The organism is Zhihengliuella flava, assembly GCF_015751895.1.
Taxonomy (GTDB): Bacteria; Actinomycetota; Actinomycetes; order Actinomycetales; family Micrococcaceae; genus Zhihengliuella; species Zhihengliuella flava.
This window is the reverse complement of sequence record NZ_JADOTZ010000001.1, coordinates 2,514,848-2,531,728: the sequence shown is the minus strand read 5'-3', so window position 1 is coordinate 2,531,728 and position 16,881 is coordinate 2,514,848. Positions and strand designations below refer to the sequence as shown.

General features: G+C 65.3%; 13 protein-coding genes. 4 read left to right on the top strand and 9 right to left on the bottom strand.

Annotated features, from left to right (window positions below; translation table 11 throughout):
- Positions 1–51 precede the first annotated feature (51 nt).
- From typA to IW252_RS11605, 6 genes are all read right to left on the bottom strand, one after another.
- Entirely contained in the window at positions 52–1,959 is a 1,908-nt protein-coding gene (gene typA / locus IW252_RS11630) for a translational GTPase TypA (protein ID WP_196836707.1), read from the bottom strand.
- A 167-nt stretch (positions 1,960–2,126) separates the two neighbouring features.
- Positions 2,127–3,824 carry an ABC transporter ATP-binding protein gene (locus IW252_RS11625; RefSeq protein ID WP_196836706.1) on the bottom strand — a complete coding sequence of 566 codons (1,698 nt, stop codon included), beginning with the start codon at positions 3,822–3,824 and terminating at the stop codon, positions 2,127–2,129.
- Positions 3,821–4,867, bottom strand: a complete 1,047-nt coding sequence (locus IW252_RS11620) for an ABC transporter permease (RefSeq protein WP_196836705.1) — start codon at positions 4,865–4,867, stop codon at positions 3,821–3,823. Before IW252_RS11620 ends, IW252_RS11625 begins: the two co-directional genes overlap by 4 nt.
- The gene (locus IW252_RS11615) at positions 4,864–6,384 is read right to left on the bottom strand and encodes an ABC transporter permease (RefSeq protein WP_196836704.1); all 1,521 of its coding nucleotides are present in this window, start codon (positions 6,382–6,384) and stop codon (positions 4,864–4,866) included. Before IW252_RS11615 ends, IW252_RS11620 begins: the two co-directional genes overlap by 4 nt.
- 110 nt (positions 6,385–6,494) lie before the next feature.
- Positions 6,495–8,243: an ABC transporter family substrate-binding protein gene (locus IW252_RS11610; RefSeq protein WP_196836703.1), complete on the bottom strand. Its 1,749-nt coding sequence runs from the start codon at positions 8,241–8,243 to the stop codon at positions 6,495–6,497.
- 462 nt (positions 8,244–8,705) lie between these two features.
- A complete protein-coding gene (locus IW252_RS11605; protein WP_196836702.1) occupies positions 8,706–9,881 on the bottom strand; it encodes a mechanosensitive ion channel in 1,176 nt (391 codons plus the stop codon).
- A 256-nt stretch (positions 9,882–10,137) separates the two neighbouring features.
- Between IW252_RS11605 and IW252_RS11600 the strand changes: the two genes are divergently transcribed.
- Positions 10,138–10,482, top strand: coding sequence for a VOC family protein (locus IW252_RS11600; protein WP_196836701.1), 345 nt, complete (start codon positions 10,138–10,140; stop codon positions 10,480–10,482).
- A gap of 52 nt (positions 10,483–10,534) precedes the next feature.
- Here IW252_RS11600 and IW252_RS11595 read toward each other — a convergent pair whose 3' ends face one another.
- On the bottom strand, positions 10,535–11,446 hold the full coding sequence (locus IW252_RS11595; protein ID WP_331271526.1) for an NADP-dependent oxidoreductase: 912 nt from the start codon (positions 11,444–11,446) through the stop codon (positions 10,535–10,537).
- 37 nt (positions 11,447–11,483) lie between these two features.
- Positions 11,484–12,782, bottom strand: a complete 1,299-nt coding sequence (locus tag IW252_RS11590; protein ID WP_196836700.1) for a condensation domain-containing protein — start codon at positions 12,780–12,782, stop codon at positions 11,484–11,486.
- A gap of 47 nt (positions 12,783–12,829) precedes the next feature.
- On the opposite strand from IW252_RS11590, the gene IW252_RS11585 reads away from it, so the two are divergent.
- Positions 12,830–13,663: an alpha/beta fold hydrolase gene (locus IW252_RS11585; RefSeq protein ID WP_196836699.1), complete on the top strand. Its 834-nt coding sequence runs from the start codon at positions 12,830–12,832 to the stop codon at positions 13,661–13,663.
- A gap of 6 nt (positions 13,664–13,669) precedes the next feature.
- Here IW252_RS11585 and IW252_RS11580 read toward each other — a convergent pair whose 3' ends face one another.
- The gene (locus IW252_RS11580) at positions 13,670–14,350 is read right to left on the bottom strand and encodes a mismatch-specific DNA-glycosylase (RefSeq protein WP_196836698.1); all 681 of its coding nucleotides are present in this window, start codon (positions 14,348–14,350) and stop codon (positions 13,670–13,672) included.
- Positions 14,351–14,489: 139 nt separating this feature from the next.
- Here IW252_RS11580 and IW252_RS11575 point away from each other — a divergent pair, with 139 nt between their 5' ends.
- Both IW252_RS11575 and IW252_RS11570 read left to right on the top strand, forming a co-directional pair.
- The gene (locus IW252_RS11575) at positions 14,490–16,178 is read left to right on the top strand and encodes a SulP family inorganic anion transporter (RefSeq protein ID WP_196836697.1); all 1,689 of its coding nucleotides are present in this window, start codon (positions 14,490–14,492) and stop codon (positions 16,176–16,178) included.
- Entirely contained in the window at positions 16,178–16,849 is a 672-nt protein-coding gene (locus tag IW252_RS11570) for a GAP family protein (RefSeq protein ID WP_196836696.1), read from the top strand. The genes IW252_RS11575 and IW252_RS11570 overlap by 1 nt, the downstream gene beginning before the upstream one ends.
- Positions 16,850–16,881 lie beyond the last annotated feature (32 nt).

Below are 16,881 nucleotides of genomic sequence, written 5' to 3'. Positions count from 1 at the left end.
GGCTCCGGTGCCACCCCGTCGGGTGGCACCGGAGCCGTCGCCGAGTGGACCTTAGGCGCGGGCCCGGGCGCGGGCGGCCTTCACACGATCGTTAGCGTTGAGGATCACCTTGCGGATGCGGATGGCCTCCGGCGTGACCTCGACACACTCGTCCTCGCGGGCGAACTCGAGGGATTCCTCGAGGGTCAAGATGCGCGGCGGAGTCAGGTTCTCGAACGTGTCCGCAGCAGCCGAGCGCATGTTGGTCAGCTTCTTTTCCTTGGTGATGTTCACGTCCATGTCATCGGCGCGCGAGTTCTCGCCGACGACCATGCCCTCATACACCTCAGAGGTGGGCTTGACGAAGAACGTGCCGCGCTCCTGCAGGTTGATCATCGCGAACGGAGTCACGACTCCGGCGCGGTCCGCGACCATCGATCCGTTGGTGCGGTACTCGATGGCCCCGGCCCACGGCTCGTAGCCCTCGGAGTAGGAGCTGGCGATGCCGGCGCCACGGGTCTCGGTGAGGAACTTGGTGCGGAAGCCAATCAGGCCGCGAGCCGGGACGATGAATTCCATGCGGACCCAGCCGGTGCCGTGGTTGGTCATGCCCTCCATGCGCCCCTTACGGCCAGCCATGAGCTGCGTGACCGCGCCAAGGAACTCCTCGGGCACGTCGATGGTCATGTGCTCCATCGGCTCGTGGACCTTGCCGTCGATCTCCTTGGTGACCACCTGCGGCTTGCCCACCGTCAGTTCGAAGCCCTCACGGCGCATCTGCTCCACCAAGATGGCTAGCGCCAACTCGCCGCGCCCCTGAACCTCCCAAGCGTCCGGGCGCTCGGTCGGCAGAACCTTGAGGGAGACGTTGCCGATGAGCTCCTTGTCGAGGCGGTCCTTGACCTGGCGGGCCGTCACCTTGGCACCCTTGACCTTGCCGGCCATCGGGGAGGTGTTGATACCAATGGTCATCGAGATCGCGGGCTCATCGACGGTAATCAGCGGCAAGGGCTTCGGGTTGTCGATGTCGGTGAGCGTCTCGCCAATCATGATGTCCTCGATGCCGGCGACGGCGACGATCTCGCCGGGACCGGCGGTTTCCGCCGGGACGCGGGTGAGGCCCTTCGTGGCCAGCAGCTCCGTGATCTTGACCGACTTCAGCTGGCCGTCTTGGCGGTACCAGGCCACCTGCTGCCCCTTCTTCAGGGTGCCATTGAAGATCCGCAGCAGGGCTAGGCGGCCGAGGAACGGCGAAGCGTCGAGGTTGGTGACGTGAGCCTGCAGGACCTCGGACTCGTCATAGGCCGGGGCCGGGACGTGCTTCATGATGGTCTCGAACAGCGGCTCCAGGTCCTCGCTGTCCGGCAGGTCGCCGTCGCCCGGCTGCGTCGTGGAGGCGCGGCCAGCCTTGCCGGAGGCGTAGACCACCGGCAAGTCGAGGACAGAGTCCAAGTCGAGGTCCGGAACTTCCTCCGCCAAGTCGGACGCCAGGCCGAGCAAGAGGTCCATCGTGTCGGACACGACGCCGTCGATGCGGGCGTCTGGACGATCCGTCTTGTTGACCACGAGGATGACGGGAAGCTTCGCGGCGAGCGCCTTGCGCAGCACGAAGCGGGTCTGTGGCAGCGGGCCCTCGGAGGCGTCCACCAGCAGAACGACGCCGTCAACCATGGACAGCCCGCGCTCAACTTCACCGCCGAAGTCGGCGTGGCCGGGGGTGTCGATGACGTTGATCAGGATCTCTTCGCCGTCGGACGCCGCGCCCTGGTAGAACACGGTGGTGTTCTTGGCGAGGATCGTGATGCCCTTCTCGCGCTCCAGCTCGCCGGAGTCCATCACGCGGTCTTCCGTCTCGCCGTGAGAGGAGAAGGCGCCCGTCTGCGCCAGCATCGCGTCAACGAGGGTGGTCTTGCCGTGGTCAACGTGCGCAACGATCGCGACGTTGCGCAGGTCTTCGCGTCGGGTGATGGTTTCAGACATGCGTAAATGACTCGCTTCAAGTAGAGGGAGCGGGCGCGCGTGAGGCCCAGACATGTCCATGATAGGGGCTGAAGTCGATTCTCTCCGCATCGAGCGCGGAAATTTGCCGCGATTTCACGCGGCAGCGGCCGGGGACCTGTGGGTCCCCGGCCGCTGCGCGACGCCGCTTAATCTAGGGTGAACCCCTGTTCTTTGAGCAGCTGCCGGCGTGCTTCGCGCCGGTCACGCTGCTCATCCGGGATGGGTACCGGAGCGGCGGCAATGAGCCGCTTGGTGTAGTCCTGCTGCGGGTGATGCAGCACGCGCCGGGTGGGGCCCTGCTCCACGGTCTTGCCATTCTGCATGACGACGACGTGGCTGGCGAGCATGTCGACCACGGCAAGGTCGTGGCTGACGAAGAGGCAGGCGAACTCGTACTCCTCCTGCAACTCCCCGATCATGGCGAGCACCGAGGCCTGCACCGAGACATCGAGCGCCGACGTCGGCTCATCCGCGATGAGCAGTTCCGGCTTGAGCGTCAGCGCGCGGGCGATAGAAATGCGCTGGCGCTGACCTCCCGACAGCTCGTGCGGGTACCGGTTCAGGACGCTGCGCGGCATGCGCACGGCATCCAGCAGCTCTGCGGCGCGCGCCTGACGCTCCTTACGGTTGCCCACCTTGTGAATGATCATCGGCTCGATGATGCAGTCGCCGATGGGGAACCGGGGGTTCAGTGACGCAGCGGGGTCCTGGAACACGACGCCGATCTTCTTGCGGACCTCGCGCGCCTTCCGCGGGCTCAGCTGGGCGAGGTCCGTGCCGCGCACCGCCAGCGTCCCGTCGGCGACGGGCAACAGGCCCAGCACCGCCTTGGCCACGGTGGACTTACCGGACCCCGACTCACCGACGATGCCGAGGATCTCGTTGGAGGCCAAATCGAAAGAAACACCCTCAACGGCGCGGAATTTCTTGCCCCGCATGTCGTACTCGAGCACCAAGTCACGGGCCTCAAGCACCAACCGTCGGCCCGTGGCCGTCGCATCGTCCTGCTCGGCCTGAACGGATTCTTCCTCCCGAACCTCGGAGAGCTTCGGGACGGCGTCGAGCAACTTCTTGGTGTACGGATGCTCGGGCTGGGTCAGCACCTCCCCCGCCGCTCCCGTCTCAACGAGGTTGCCCCGGTACATCACCGCGACGCGGTCGGCGAGGTCCGCCACCACGCCCATGCTGTGCGTAATGAGCAGGATTCCCGTCCCCAGCTCGTCCTTCAGCCGGCGCAGCAGGTCGAGGATCTCCGCCTGCACCGTGACGTCGAGCGCCGTCGTGGGCTCATCCGCGATGATCACTTTGGGGTCGCAGGAAATCGCCATTGCGATGACGATGCGCTGGCGCTGGCCACCCGAGAACTGGTGCGGGTATTGCTTGATGCGGCGCGCCGGATCCGGCAGGCCCACGAGCTCCAGGAGTTCGATCGCCCGCTTTTTCGCCTCCGCCCCGTAGGCCATGCCGTGCAGTTCCAGCGCCTCGGTCATCTGCTTCTCGACCGTCAGGACCGGGTTCAAGGCGGTCATCGGTTCCTGAAACACCATGGCCACCTCGGTGGCGCGGAGCTTACGCACCGCTTCCGGGGCCATGGAGACGACGTCGTGGCCCACAACGCTGGCGCTACCGGTGATGTGCGCATTGGCGGGAAGCAGGCCCATCGCCGCCGTCGACGTCACCGACTTACCCGAACCGGATTCGCCGACCAGGGCGACGACCTCACCGGCATGAACGTCGAGGCTGAGGCCCTTGACCGCGTCCACGCTGCCGAATTCGGTGTCAAAGCTGACCTTGAGGTCGCGGAAGCTCAGGACGGGCGCGGCCGTCGTGGTGCTGGCGTTCATGCGTTGTCCTTCGCTTTCTTCTTCTTGCTGCGCTTGTGCGTCTGGCGCGGATCAAACGCGTCCCGCAGGCCGTCACCGATGAAGTTCACCGACAGGGCGATCACCAAGATGATCATGCCCGGCCACCAGAACAGCCACGGCCGGTTGGTGAACGCGTTCTGGAACTGACTGATCAGCAGGCCCAGCGAGGACTCCGGCGGCTGCACGCCGAACCCCAGATAGCTCAGGGATGTCTCCAACAGGATGGCCGCGGCAATCGCGAACGTCGCGTTGACCACGATCACGCCGATGGTGTTGGGCAGCAGGTGCTTGAAGATAATGCGGCCTGAGGTCGCGCCCATGGACTGGGCGGCGGCCACGAATTCGCGTTCACGCAGCGACAAAATCTCGCCGCGCACCAGGCGGGCCAGTCCCGTCCACGTTACGAGGCCCAAAATGACCGCCAGCAGCATGATGGACCCGCTGGTGTTGCCGGCGATCTGACCCAGCACGGCAGCCAACACGAGAAGCGGGATGACGATCACGAGGTCGGTCAGACGCATCAGCAGCGAGTCGACCCACCCACGGAAGTACCCGGCGACGGCGCCAATGACCGCGCCGATGACCGTAGTGACGAGTCCCACCACGAAGGCGATGATGAGCGACTTTTGCGTTCCCTGCATCACGAGGGCGAAGTAGTCCTTGCCCGTGTTTTCCTGGCCGAAGGGGTGCTCACCCCACCGAATGCCTTCGCCCCCGAGCCACGTGGGGACGAGGCTCAACGTGGGCTTGCCGCCGTTGACCACCGTTCCGGCATCAAGGTAGCTCTTCCCCCACCAGCCGGGAATGCCCGCAAACCCGATCGAGGTGAACGCCATGACGGTAATGAAGACCAGGACCACGATGGAGATCATGGCGCCCTTGTGGTTGAAGAAACGCCGGCGGACCAATTGGCCCTGCGAGAGCGAGTCGCCAGACTTCGCCGCCAGCGCCGCGTCCTCCGCTTCCGCCAGCGAGAACTCGTCGGCGGTGGGAGTCTTGTTCTCATTCATGTTGGTGCTCATACCCTGATCCTCGGGTCAAGAATTGCGTAGAAGATATCCGCCAGCAGGTTGAAAAGAATCGCCGCCGTACCGGTGACCAGGAAGAACGCCATGACGGGCGCCGGGTCGACTTGGTCCAGACCCGTGCGGAAGAGCTCGCCCATGCCTTTCCAACCGAACACGCTCTCCGTGATGACGGCGCCGCCGATGAGGCCAGCGAAGTCGAACGCGGCGATGGTGGCGATCGGGATGAGCGCGTTGCGGAACGCGTGGCGGAAAATCACCGTGCGCTCGGCCAGGCCCTTGGAACGTGCGGTGCGGATGTAGTCCTGCTCATTGACTTCCAACATCGACGAGCGCGTGTAGCGGCTATAGCTCGCCAGCGACACGAGCGTCAGGACCAGCGTTGGCAGCAAGAGCTGCGTGCCCTGGTCCAGCACGGTTTCCCAGAAATTGCCGCCAAAGTTGGGCGTTTGCGAGCCAATCGTCGAGATGGGTCGCGGCTTCATCGCCAAGAAGTTGTCCCAATTGCGGAACAGGTGATCGACGACGGTGAGTCCGGCGCCAACGAATCCCGTCGCCGCGGCCACACCCGCGGCCAACGAGGCACGCCGTCCTCCCATGGCCCGCCCGATGAAATAAGGAATCACGACGGCGAGGATGCCGCCGGCAATGATGATCCACCAGTTGATGTAGTAGATGAAGACGTTGACGAGGACGATCTGCAGCACGCTCGCCAACGCGGCCGTGATGAGGGCCGGGCGAAGAACGCGCTGGTCCTTGAGGCCGGCGGCGGCGGCCGTCGCCCCCAGGGCGAAGACGAACGTCAACACCGCGACGCCGATGTAGCCCAGCTGCGGATTGCGGTAGAAATCGAGAGCCGTGAGCGTGGGCAGCGCGACGGCGACGAAAATGGCCGTGGCCGCGAAGGTGATGATGCGCCGTCGCGTGGATCCGGCGAGGAAGACCTGCATGAGGAAGCCGACGATTAGCCCCGTGACGATCAATTGAACGGGTGTAAACGACGGATCTCTGATCCAGTCGTTATAGCCGATGGCCAGGTACTCCTTGAGCAGCACGGCGGCCCAGAAGATCGGCAGCGAGAAGAAGAGGAACGTCATGAACGTGACGCCGTAATCCAGCCCGGAGTACTGGCGCACTGCCGTCAGGACACCGATCAGAATACCGAGGACCAGAGCGATCACGGTCGCCAAAAGCACCAGGCGCAGCGTCGAGCTGGCCGCGAGTGCCAGCAGTGAGTTCACCTCGACGCCGGATCGGTTGGTTCCGAGGTCGCATTCGAGTTTGAAGCACTTGCCGACGCCGATCAACCAGTCTAAATAGCGCTGGTACCACGGCATGTCGAGGTTCATGTATTCAACGCGTCGCTCGATCAGGAGGTCGCGGTTTTCGGCATTGGACTCGCGAAGGTCCTTCAGCGGGTCCCCGGAGTTAATGACGAGGACGTATAGCAGCACGGATGCCGCAAAGAGGACCCCGATCGAGGCGCCGAATCGCCGGAGAATAAATTTAAGCACGGGAAGTCAATCCTTAGAGGTCGCCGCGGGGACTGAGCGCAGGCACCGTGTGGGGCCCGGCGCGGATGCGCCGGGCCCCACACGTGGCTGTGTATCGCCTCAGCTACCGATTACTCGGCGCGGTTCCATTCGTAGGCGTTCCAGACAATGCCGTTCTGCGTCGGCGTGCCCTGAACATTCTCGATGGAGGCGCTCGAAGCACCGACGCCCGGGTGGGCGAACAGCGGGATGCCGAAGAGGTCATCCCAGAGGATCTTTTCGATATCCTTCTTGGCTTCCATGTGGACCTCAGGATCGACCGAGGTGCGGACTTCCTCCCAGAGCGCGTCCACTTCTTCATTCGAGTACTGGCCGTAGTTCTGCGGGTTATCCGTGGCGTAGATGTTCTCGCCGGAGACGATCTGGCCGGAGCCAGCCCAAGCGAACAGCGCGACCTCGTAGTCGCCGCGCTCCTGCGTGCCGCCCGGCTCGAAGAAGTCGGCGTTGCCGGCGTCCTCGATCACAAAGCCGGCCTCGTCACAGGAGGACTTGATCATGGCGACCTCGTCGGTACGGCGGGGGTTCGGAGCGGAGTAGCCGATCCGCACTTCGGTGCCCACGGCGTCGTTCGCCTCGAGGATCTCCTTCGCACCCTCGACATCCGCCTCATCATAGCGGCCGTCGTAGGCGTATTCCTCCACCTCGGAGTACTCGTCCTGGAACGGGAAGTACTCGCGCAGGTTCATGACCTGGGCTTCGGGGTTCAGCGGCTGAATCAGGTTCTCGACGATCTGCTGACGCGGAACGCACATAGCGAACGCTTCACGCAGTTCGAGGTTGTCTGCAAACACCGAACCCTCACCGAAGTTGAAGTCCAGGTGCTCCCAGATCAGGGTGTCGTACTGGTGCACGTTGACCGCGTCACCAATGCCCTCGAGCTGATCGAGCGTATCGACGGTGGCCTGCGGTTCGATGACGTTCACGTCACCGTTCTCAAGGGCCTGGACCATGGCGTCCGGAGCGACGAAGCGGAAGACCAGCTCGTCGTTCTGCGGGGCCATCGCCTCGCCGTAGTACTCCTCGTTGGCCTCAAGCGTGACGGACTGGCCGGGCTCCCACGACTTGAGCTTGTACGGTCCGGAGACCGGAACCATGGATTCCTCCGGCAGCTCGCCCGGGTTCGTGTTCCAGCCGGTGTTCCAGAACTCAGCCACCGGGGCCAGCGCCTCGGCATCGCCCTCGCGGATGGCCGTGACCAAATCCTCGGTGCTGATCCCGGCCTGCTCGGCCACCACGTGCGCCGGGTCCAGCAGCCAGGTCAGCAGCTGCCAGTCCGGGTTCGGGGCAGCGAATTCCACCGTGAAGGTCTTGCCATCTGGCTCGCCCTGCGGCCCCTCGGGGACATCCGTGCCCATGTCCTGCGACACCGAGTTGAACAGCGGATCGCCGTCGGCGTTGGTCATCTCGGCGTTCTGAACGCCCCAGGCCATGACGACGTCGGCCACCGTGATCGGTGTGCCATCGGACCACGCGGCGTTGTCATTAATGGTGTATTCGATGACCATCGGGTCTTCGCTCACCATCTCGTACGAACCGAGGTCGGTGTTCGGCTGGAGGACGCCCTCGCCATCGAAGTACGAGAAGCCGACCTTGAGGCGATCGACGATCGCCGAGTTGTAGGTGCTGTACGTCTCGGGGGTAAAGCCGTTGTAGCTAATGAACTCGTTCGGACCAACGGTCGTCGCGATCGACTCGACCTGCGCGGTCTCTCCGCCGCCCTGGCCGGCCTCGCCGCCCTCATCCGCTGGCGCACACGCGCTCAGCATCAGCCCGAGTGCCGCGCCGGCGGCCACTGCCTTGGAAATACGCTTCAGACGCATTCCGCCTCCTTGTTTCGACATGTGCTTCCACATGTGTGGTCGATACGGAACGCTCCCTTCAGCGTTCCGCCGAGCAACACCCCCGATGCGGGTGGCGTGCCTCACAGTAGGCAGACTAGTCCGTGAAACGTTTCTTGAATATGAATTTTCTGGCCCCGAGCCGAACGTTATCGACTCGCAACTTTTCATGGCCTAGGTCACATCTTTGCCGGATGAGCAGCCGGACCCCGGCTGAGCCGCGGAAAATCAAGGAAGTCTTTCAGGTTGGGGTGTCCCAATCAGTACTCCCCCACGTTCTCGGGGTTACTCAAGCGTGTAACAAGAAGTTTTCAATCAGTCCCGGCGTGGCGTCGCCTCACGTCTCGAGGCAGTGAAGGGGCGGCTGGTCCCGATGAACGGTCACCGGGGCCAGCCGCCCGTCGTGATGCGCCGTTGTTGTCAGCGACGCGTCGTACAGAAGCGTTAGAGCTCCCGCTCGGCCTTGCGTTCCGCCTTGTTCAGCGTCCGTGCCGCGGCCTCACGACCGCCGAGCCCGAAGGCCAAGGCGGCGGCTAGCGCGCCGCCAATCACCACGGCCCCGAAGGCCAGGTTGATAATGGAATCCGCCAGCCCCATGTAGCGCAGGCCCATGGCAATAAATAGCGCAATCGCCGAGTAGCGCAGGACCTTCGAGGCCAGATCGTGGGTGACGAACTTGCCAACGATGCTGGCGATCAGGAAGCCGGCCGCGATGATCGCACCACCGAAGAGCACGTTGCCACCGAGCTCCAGCACTTCATTGAGGATGCGGGTGATGACCTCAAAGCCCAACAGCTGCGCCGCCATGATGGCGAAGAAAATCATGATGGCCACTTGAACAATCTTCGTGATCACGGAGGAGGCGCTAGCACCAGCTGGGACAACGCCGAGACTACCGAGTGTCCGGTCAGTACCCACACCCCGCAGCAACTCCTCCAAGAGGCTGCCCAAGAAGGAGGCGATCACGAAGCCCAGAGCCAGCAGGACCGCCGCCGCAATGATGGACGGGATCGCCGCCAAGAACATCGACAGCATCTGCTCGGCCGGCTGGGAAATGGACTCGATCCCCAGAACCTGCAGGGCGGCAATGGCGACCACAATGATGATGACACCGAACAGCAGGTTGCCGATCACCGAGGAGACTTTGGCATTAATCTCCGCCGGATCGCGTGGCTCGGCGTCTTGAGACCGGAATTTACTGGTGATCTTGGTCAAGTCGACGGTATTCAGCGCAGTCTGCACCAACTGCCGAACAATCTTGGCAATCACGAAGCCGATAAAGAAGATGAATCCTGCGCCCACCAGGTTGGGCAAGAATCCAAGAATTCCGTCCAACAATCCCTGCACGGGCGTCAGGACCCGTTCAAGATTGAACAGCTGCAAAATGGCCACGAGGCCAAAAAGCCAGACGAGCAGCGAGGCAATGGTGCCGATCGAATCACCGATCTGCGCGCCGTCGTTGCCCTCCTTTTGCAAGGCTGGGACTTTGGCGACCGCCTTACCAATGGCCCATTTAACGGCCTTGGCGATGATCCACGTGACAATCAGGATGATGATCGCGAAGACCACCTTCAGCAACATCGACCCCCAATCGATGTCTGCGAAGAAGTTGGATTCCATGACTTTCTCCTCCCATCTGAAGCGCATCAGCCAAGCGCCGAAACGCGTCTCGTGATGCGAGCCTAAGAAGATCCGTTCATCGCCACAAGGGTTATGAGCGCACCAATCGCAGAGAATGGAAGCATCTTGAGCTTGGCGCCTCACGGACAAGCCAGGGAATGCGATCATTTTGCTTGTTGGATCAAGCATTCTTTAGGTACGGCCCAGCGCCCGGAAAAGCCTTGCCGTTCCACCGCGCCTCTGGTGCACTGTCCGCATGAGTATCCAACGGATCGTCCCTCTGCTGACCGTCGATGATCTGGCCGAGGCGCTGGAGGCACACTGCCGCGCGCTCGGGCTCACGGTGCTCATGAACCATGGCTGGGTGGCGTTCATCGGCGACGAGCGCGGGCATCAACTGGGCCTCATGACCCGGGATGCGTCGGCGCCCGTCAACCCGGAGGTCTCCGTCTTCGTCGACGATGTGGAGGCTACGCACGACGCGGTGCGCGCCGCTGGCTTGGAGATCGTGCATCCGCTGACGCACGAGCCGTGGGGCGTGTATCGCTTCTTTTACCGCGATCCCTCCGGTCGCGTCATCAACGTGGGTACCCACGAGTGAGCCTCGCGGCGGCCTGTGCGACCACCGCGAGGCTCACCCCATGATTGAACGCTTAGCGCGTGGTGTCGATGAGGACTTTTCCTCGCGATCCGGCCTGATTAGCCCGCATCGCGTCCGCGGCCTCAGCCAGCGGGTAGGCGCTGTCAATCTCTACCCGGAGGTCACCGGCGGCCACCTTCCCGAGGAGCTCTTGCAGGCGGGCGCCATCAGGGCGCACCCACACCCACTGGCCGCCCTGCTCTTCCACCGTCGGGTCAGCGATGGACACGTGCCGGCCGTCCGCAGCGAGAACAGCGAGCGTCTGTTCCCGGACGCCACCGACGAAATCGGCAACGGCGGTCACGCCAGCCGGCGCGGCCTCGCGCACTCGCTCCTCCAGGCCCTCGCCGTAGGTCAAAGGCACGACGCCGATCTGGCGCAGCTTGCCGTGGTTGGCCTCGGAGGCCGTCCCGAGGACGGTGGCCCCGACCTCGCGGGCCAGTTGGGCCGCGAGGAACCCGACCCCGCCCGAGGCCGCGTGAATCAGCAAGGTATCCTCATCCGTCAGTTCCAGGGTCTCGAGGGACCGCAAGGCGGTGAGGCCGGCCAGCGGCAGCCCGGCCGCGTCGTCGAATCCCACCCCGTCGGGGATTCGCGCCACTGACGTGGCCGGGAGCGACATGTATTCGGCATAGGAGCCGCCGGAAACGACGTCCTTGCGCCCGTAGGCCGCGACGCGGTCCCCCACAGAAAATTCCGGGGTGTCAGGCCCGGTTGCCTCCACGATGCCCGCGACGTCCCAGCCCGGGATGACCGGGAAGTGGGCCTCGAGCATGGCGTCCAAGCCGCCCGTCATCAGTTTCCAGTCCACGGGGTTAACGGCCGCGCGCTGCACGCTGATCAGGACGCTGCCCGGGCCCACCTTGGGGGTGGGCTGTTCCGTGAGTTCGAGGGTCGTGGTGTCCGTGTATTCGCTATAGGTCATGGCTCGCATATCTGGGGCAACCACGCGCACCGCCGGCTCATTCCCGGCTGGCCGCCTCCACCAATCCCTCCACCACGGCGTCGAGCCAACCACCCACGTGCTCGCGGGCCAGGAGCGTGTCCGGGTAGCGGCAACGTAAGTGGAGCCCCGTCTGATCGGAGATAAACCACAGCATGACGCCATCCGTGGTCACGGGTGCGCCGACGTAGTGGGCGTCGTAGTGGTGGGAGGCGAACGAGACGGGCAGCCGGCGCAGGTCAAGCCAGGAAATCGCAAACATGCCCGGCGCCTGCGGCATCCCGCCCCAGGGCGTGAGCACGTCCTCCAACGGGTGGGACCCGAGCTGCACGGCCTCCTTCACGGCGGCGGCACAGGCCCGCGGCGATGCGTCGGCGGACTCGAGCACCGAGTTGGTGATAAACCACCCCACCGACTCGTGCCAGGTGTGGTCATACCGGCTATGCACGGGAAATACCGCGCGCAAGGGCCGTTCGGCGATCCGGGCCGTGACCCGCGTCATCACGGACACCGCGAGCGCCAGCGCAGAGACTCCCTCGCGGGCGGCCGCCGCAGCCAACGCTTCATTCGCGGCCACGTCCAGCACCTCACGGACCTCCACGCGCTCCGGCCGGGGTGCTGGCGCGTCCAGCTCAAGGGGGAAGACGGGCATCACCGAGCCGCCAGCGTCCAGAATTTCTCTCCACCGAGCGTGGATGCGCTCCGAAGCGCTGCCGCGCTCGCGCAACGCTGCGGTGTGCTCGGCAAAGGGCGGTGCCGTAGCCAGGTGCACTGCAGCGTCCGACGGCGTGCGCGCCGCCTCAGCGTGGGCGGCCACGAAGTCCCGACCGATCACCACCAGCGACCACATGTCCACGTGCGCGTGATCCGTCCCGATCAGCACCGTGGTGCTCGCCGCGGTCTCGAGCAAACACAGGTAATGGGACGGCGCCGCGTAGGGTCTGCACTGGGCGTCGAAGACACCCCGCACGGCGTCGCTCACCGCCTCTCCAGACGCGATCTCGTGTTCCACCCACTCCCCCGGTGCCACGTCTACGGCCCGCAGGCGCGCACCGTCGTCGTGCTCCGTAAACACCGAACGCAGCGTGCCGTGCCGGCCGACGACGGCCAGCCACGCACGCTCGACGTCGGCCCGAGCCGCCCGGCCGGGCAGGGTGAGGGACAACGCCATCCACGACCCAGGGCGGTCGCCGGCCTCAACGTGACGTCGCTGGTCGAAAGACACGGGCAAGTCCCTGCCGAGTCCCGAAACGGCGGGGCGGTATCCGACCAGCCGACCGAACGGCAAGCGCATCTGGGCAAGGTGGGTGAGCCGCATGCTGGTAGCTTAACCGTCATTCCAGCACCGGCGAGAGGAGTAGCCCCATGACGGCCATCGAGCAGCCAGCGTTCCCCGTGGGTTCCCCGGCAACGGCAACCGCACAGCTGGCGTGCTCGCTGAGTGACGAGGGCGGTCACCCCGTCGTGCAATTACACGGCCTCACGTCGTCGAGGCGCGTCGATAGCTTGCTGGACTTGGATCTGGGGCGGGGGCTGAGCGGGACCCGTCTGTTGCGCTACGACGCCCGCGGCCACGGCACCTCGACGGGTCGAAAAGTTCCTCAGGACTACGCCTGGCCGCAGTTGGCCGACGATCTCCTCCAGCTGTTGGACGCCTACTTTCCCGGCGAGCGCGTCCACGGGGTCGGGCCCTCGATGGGTGCCGCCACGCTTCTGCACGCCGCGGTGAGGGACCCGCAGCGCTTCGCCGGGCTAACCCTCTTGGTCCCGCCGACGGCCTGGGCGACCCGCACCGCCAAGTCTCAGGACTACCGCACGGCGGCCACGCTCATTGAGAAGCGTGGGGTGGGGACCTTCGTGGCCGCCAGCGCCGCCGTCGCACGTCCACCAGCCACGGTGGGCTCCCCGGCCACTGAGCCCGATGTCCCGGAGGGCCTTCTGCCGTCCGTGTTCCGTGGCGCCGCCGTGAGCGATCTGCCCGCAGCCGCGGACATCGCGCAGATCCACTGCCCCGTGACGATTCTGGCGTGGATCGGCGACCCGGCCCACCCCGTGTCCACCGCGGAGGCTCTGGCCCAGCTGCTGCCGCACGCCGTGCTCCACGTGGCGCGCACGCCCGCCGACGTCCGCGGCTGGCCCGCCATGTTGCGGAACGACGTCGCCGCCCACGGGCGCTCCCGCCTCGCCGAGGGCTCCTAGGCAGTGCTACCGCGCCGGCTCGTCGGGCGAGCCGGCCTCCTGCCACACCTGCTGCCACTTGGCCGCGAGCGAGTCGATCGTCTCGTGCGCATTAAGCCCGCTGGGCTGGGGAACCACCCAGAGCGCCGTGCCATCCGGCCACTGGTGCCGGCCCACATCCGTCCCGAGGGTGGCCGGATCTTGCCGCCCGAGCTGCGCCTGGGGCACCTTGAAGGCACTGCGGAAGGCCGTAATCCCGGCGATGGCCACAGCCCGAGGCCGTAACTCGTGCACGCGGGCGACGAGCCGCTCCCCCGCCGCGCGAAGCTCATCGCGTGTGAGTTCATCGGCCCGGGCCGTGGCCCGACCCACCAGGTTGGTCAGTCCGATGCCCCGGCGGAGCAACTCGTCCTGATCCTCCTCGCGGAGACCACGCGAGGCGTCCACCACGTGGCTGGTCAGCCCGGCTCGATGCAGCGACGGCCAGAACCGATTACCCGGCCGCGCAAACGGCGCGTTCACGGCTGCGGTCCACAGCCCCGGATTGATGCCGACGATTAAAAGCCGCAGCGCCGAGGAGTCCGCGGGCAGGATGTCATCCAGCACGTCGGGATCATCGGTGGCGAACGGGGCCAAGTCGTCGCGGGTGGGTTTACGTCCGCCCAGCGGCGACGGCCGCCGCGGGCGCGCTGGAGGCGTGACGTGCATAGCACGAAGCATAGCGGGACACGGCCCCGCGATGGCACCTCAGCAGGCGTGCGCGGTCTGGACGCTCACATGACTTTTCCGTGGTCAACGCGAAATTTCCCCCTTGTTGTGGACCCGCCAACCGACTAAGTTCAGACACATGGTGACTTTGCACGATGTCGACGCACGGCCGTTGGCTGGGCTCACCAAGAAGAACGCTCCGCGTGAAATCGCCGCAGGCGTCACCCTGCTCGCCATTGCCGTCCCGCTCAACATCGGATACTCGCAGATCGCCGGCCTCGATCCGTCGGCCGGGCTGTACGCCCTGGTTATTCCCACGATCATCTACGTGCTGACCGTCGGCTCGCGGCAACTCGTCGCCTCGCCCGACGCCGCGGCCAGCGCGCTCGTCGCATCCTCACTCGGCGGATTAGCCGTCGCCGGATCGGGAACCTATGCCGACATGGCGCTCGCCCAGGCCATGATCTGCGGCGTACTCATGATCCTCATGTCTGTGTTCCGGCTGGGGTTTATTGCAGACTTCCTCTCCAAGCCCATCCTCATTGGGTTCGTCGCGGGCCTGGCCTTCGACATCCTGGTCAGCCAAGTCATTAAGATGCTGGGCATCACCGGCAGTCATGGGCACGAATTCGTGAGTAAAGTGGCCACGCTCGTCACCGGATGGACGGACATCAAACCGTGGTCCGTGGTTCTGGCCGCTGGCTGCGTGGCAGTCCTCGTTGCCGGGCGCCGCCTCAACCCGCTCATCCCGTGGGCCTTGATCACGCTCATCATCTCCTCGATCGTCGTCAGCGTCACGGGCGTCAGTGCGGATCAGGTGGCCATCCTCGGGCCGGTGGAGGCGGGCCTACCGGCGCTCACGTGGCCCGCCCTGAGCTGGCAGCAATGGCTGGCCATCGTTCCCTCCGCGCTCGCACTCGCCGTCGTCGGCGCGTCGGAAGGCCTGCTGGTGTCCCGCTCCTACGCCAACCGGCGCGGCTATCCCAATCGCCCCAACAAGGACCTGATGGCCTTCGGCCTATCCAACGTGGCCGCCGGGTTCCAAGGCAGTTTCACGATCGGCGCGTCGACGAGCCGCACAGCCGCGGTGGACCAGATTGGGGCGAGGACGCAGCTGCCCTCGCTCATCCTCGCGGCAGGCACCCTCTTGCTCTTGGTGTTCGGCACGGGCGTCTTGGCGCACATTCCGTCGCCGGCCATCGGCGCGATCGTCGCGGTGGCCGTGGTGCGCCTCTTGGCGATTGGCGAGTTCCGCGAGCTCGCGCGCACGGATCGCGCCGAATTTTCGATCGGCGTCGTCTGCTTCGCGGTCACCCTGATCGTCGGCGCCATCCCCGGGATCTTGGTGGCCTTCGTCCTCGCCCTGATCAACTTGGCGCGTCGAGCCGCTCAGCCCGCCATCGACGTCGTGCAGGCCGACGGCGCGGCGGAGGCCTCTCTGCTGGACCGCACGAGCAAGGCCACGGTCAGCGCCCCCGGAGTCCTCGTCGTGCGCGTCGCCGCGCCCCTGATCTTCGCCAACATCGTCACGGTCGTCGAATCGATCCAACAGCGGATCACCGCGGAACCGGAGCATCCCATCCGGCACCTGGTGCTGGATATGGAGGCCGTGACGGACGTCGATGTCACGGCCGCCGAACAGCTCTTGACGTTCAAGGCGTGGCTGGCCGAGCACGGCGTCGAGCTGTCCTTCAGCCGTTTCCGGCCGCAAATGCAGCACCGTATGCGCCAACACGATCTGCTGGAGGATGAACGAATGTTCGCAACCAACCGCGCCGCGGTCTCGGAGCTCAGCGCCGACGCCGCATCGAGAGGACAGGACAACTGATGAGTGAACTCCTCGGCGATCTGCTGCCCACGGCGATTGGACTCGCCATTAGCCCGATTCCCATCGTGGCCATCGTCCTGCTCCTGCTCATGCCGCGGGCGCGTGTCAAGAGCGTGCTCTTTTTGATCGGCTGGCTGGCGGGGATCATCGTGCTCGCTGGGCTCTTCGCCGTGGCCGGCGGCTCGCTGCCGGAGCCGGATCCCGAGGCCAGCAAGCCCCTGCTCGGCTCGCTGCAGTTACTACTCGGTGGCGCCGCCCTGTTTTTCGCCATCACACAATGGCGGGCTCGGCCGCGCGGTGACGCGCAACCCGCCGCACCGCAGTGGATGGCGAGCATGGAGGGGCTCTCCCCGGCCGCCATCTTTGGTCTGGGCGCTCTCTTGGCCTCAGTCAATCCCAAAAACTTGATCCTCAATGCCAATGCTGGCCTCTCGATCGGCTCCGGCGCCGCGAGTTGGGGCCAAGCGCTGGCCCTGCTGGCCTTCGTCGCCGTGATCGGCGGCATCAGCGTGTGGGTCCCCGTCCTCGCAAACCTGATCTGGGAGGAGCGCCTGCGGCAGCCTCTGGCCCGCCTGCGGGATGAACTTCAGCGCTACAACGCCATCATCATGGCGGTGTTGCTGCTGATGATCGGCGCCCAGATGATCGGCAAGGCCCTGCATCACTTCTGACTCAACCCACCTAGTGAAATGATCACAGTGTC